Annotated in this window: 3 protein-coding genes; all 3 read right to left on the bottom strand. The window is 63.1% G+C overall.

The features are described from left to right. A partial coding sequence (locus ACQY6C_RS14690) for an ATPase, T2SS/T4P/T4SS family (RefSeq protein WP_427970022.1) occupies positions 1-896 on the bottom strand: 896 nt, incomplete at its 3' end. 1 nt (position 897) lies between these two features. Then, positions 898-2,223 carry a TrbI/VirB10 family protein gene (locus ACQY6C_RS14685; RefSeq protein ID WP_427970020.1) on the bottom strand — a complete coding sequence of 442 codons (1,326 nt, stop codon included), beginning with the start codon at positions 2,221-2,223 and terminating at the stop codon, positions 898-900. Then, positions 2,220-2,667 (bottom strand): TrbG/VirB9 family P-type conjugative transfer protein (locus ACQY6C_RS14680; protein ID WP_427970018.1); only part of this gene is annotated, 448 nt, incomplete at its 5' end. The genes ACQY6C_RS14680 and ACQY6C_RS14685, both read right to left, overlap by 4 nt.

Here is a 2,667-nt window from a genome sequence, read left to right as displayed (position 1 = left end):
ATCGAGCCCTCAATGTAATCGATCATGTCGGCATAGGTCATCGGCACATCGGTTTTCAGGGCGGCGATGGCGAGCCGGCGAACAGCAAGTTGTGGAGTCTCGGCATGGAGCGTAGTCAGCGATCCACCGTGGCCGGTATTGATTGCCTCGAGAAACGTCATCGCCTCGCGCCCGCGGACTTCGCCCAGGACGATCCGGTCGGGTCGCATGCGAAGCGTTGAGGCCAAGAGCACATCTGCACTGCGGGCATCCGTGTCCCGGTCCACGATCAACGTCACGGCATTGGGCTGCTCGGGGCGCAGCTCGGCCGCCTCCTCGATGGTGATGATCCGCTCTTCGGGCGGGATCAGCGAAAGGATCTTGCGCGCCGCGACCGTCTTGCCGGTCGATGTACCGCCCGAAACGATCATGTTGAGCTTGTTCTCGACGCAGAAGCGCAGCGCGGCGTCGATGTCGCCGGAGGCAACCACATCGCGCAGCGCGGCGTTTCGTTCGCGCCGCAGACCTTCGAGGCTGCGCTCCTTTCCATAGAGGAAGCCGAGCCGGATTGCCTCCAGCGGCAGGGAGGAGAAGAAGCGCAACGATATTGAAAACCCGCCCTCGACTGCCGGTGGCTGGATCACCTGCGCGCGGATCGGGCGATCTCGATATAGGATCGAGACCGAGACAATGGGCTTCTTCGTGCTGAGCGTCGTCGAGGCGGCCGAGGCGATCTGGTTGCCGAGGTCCTTGATCTCGGTCTGGCTCAGCGGGCTGCCGAGACCTCGCATGAAGTGATCGCCCTGGAATTCGCCCCAGACTTGTCCGTCGGGATTGATGCAGATCTCGATCGTGTCGTCGCGCAGGACCTCGGGGCCGAAACGGTCGAGCGACGCTTCCAGATAACTTGCAGCCATGTCAGAAAATCTCGAGGTCACGATCAACCATGACCGTGATCCGTGTACCCTGATCGACATGTATCACTGGCCGGATCGCCAGATAGTCCTGCATCACGCTTTGCGTGCTATCGCGCAGGTCGGTGCCGACATCACTCGCAACATCGGCTGCCGCCTCGCTGTCGATTTGACCCGCTGCAGCCGCAGGCAGGGCGCCGATCAAGGAGATCAGCGCGGCGGAGCCGAAGCGTTGCGCGAAACGGGTGTCGACAAACCCGGTGGTGCCAGTACGGCCGAGTTCGTCTCCACCGAAGGCGCTGATCTGCACGGTCTGATTATCGGGCAAGATGATCCGGTCCCATGCCACCATGACGCGCGATTGGGCGAGTGCGACATCGGAGCGGTAGCGCCCGATCAGCCGCGCGCCGCGCGGGATCAGGATACGCGTTCCATCGAAAGAATGGACGTCTTCCGAGACGATGGCGCGGATCGCGCCGGGCAGTGTGCTGTCGAGGGCCGTCTCTGTCACAGCCTGAATCATGGTGCCCTGAACAACCGTGTTCGATGGGTTCGCGATCACTTCGGCACGTGTCACCTGCGCAGGTTGTGCGCCCGAACGAACAAAGGCTTCATCTGCATTCAAACGTGCGGCTTCCAGCGTGTTCTCCCTATCCGCACCCGCGCCCATCCCGGAGAACGCGATCATAGGAGACGCGATGCGCTCTGCGCGGGCCTCAGCTTCGGCTGCGCGCCGCCTTTCGAGTTCGGCCAGCCGCAATTCTTCTTCACTTGGTCCCAATGAGGTCGGCTCTGGTGGTGCAAGCCGTGCAAGTTCCAAGTCCATGCGGAGCTGATCCAATTCGCGATCCCGCTCGGTCAGTTGCCGCTCGAGGGCCCGCTGCGCCTCGGCGGATGCCTCCTGTAAGGTGGCAATTTGCGCCGTCAGGTCGGCAATAGCCTGCTCCGCCCCGCTATCCGCGGCCTCGGCCGGTCTTGCGCGTAGTTCCTCGAGTTCCGCTCTCAATGTCGCAAGACTTTCCATCAGCGCGAGTTCCGACTCGCTCGGACCTGTGTCCGTAGGCGGGGCTTGGCTGGGCTCTGGGGCAGAAATCGGCGCCAGATCTCCGAATCCGGGGCCGCTGCTCTGGAACTCTTCCGGCGCGGCGGTCGCCATTGGTGTTTCTGCCGACGGCTGCAGGGCAGCCCATGCCAGACCGCCTGCTGCCGCGATGCCGACGACCCCAAGGATCGCAGCAAGCGGCGCAGGCCGCTTGCTTGCCTTCGCTTTGCCTGTCGAGCCTTCGAGAGCCGCGAGGCGCGCGGCGAGGTCTTCCGTACCTTCGGTCATGATGTGGCCTGTCCTGCGTCCTGGACGCAAATCACCTCTTCGCCAAGGCGAAGGACCCATTGTCGGTTGACGCCGGACACGCGGATGACGCCGTCACTCAAGGCCTGGCTGTTCACCGCGCGTTCCCTGCCGTTCGAATATCGGAAGATGGCGGGCACCGGCGCATTCCGTGCGAACCGGAAATACGTGAAGGTACCATCATCCCAGATGGCCGTCGGCGTGAACTCTTCTCGGGCACTGACCGCATAGTTCGCGTTCGGCGCATCGGCCGCAACCGCCCTGGTGGGTTGCACGCGGTTTTCAGGATAGCGGAACTGCACGACATAATGCGGCGTCTCCCGGGCTTCGACGACATGGAAGTAGTAGGAGCGGCGGTTGGTGTAGACGGTGATGTTGGTGGCGACGCCAGATGCTGTTGGCTTGATGGCGAAGGCACGGCCACCC

The sequence above is a fragment of the Altererythrobacter sp. genome (assembly GCF_050299635.1).
Classification (GTDB): domain Bacteria; phylum Pseudomonadota; class Alphaproteobacteria; order Sphingomonadales; family Sphingomonadaceae; genus Erythrobacter.
Note: the sequence above shows the minus strand (reverse complement) of the source record. Positions and strands in the feature narration are given on the sequence as shown.

Coding starts and splice junctions, on each gene's coding strand:
- ACQY6C_RS14685 (WP_427970020.1), bottom strand. CDS start 2,223: ATGACCGAAGGTACGGAAGACCTCGCCGCGCGCCTCGCGGCTCTCGAA.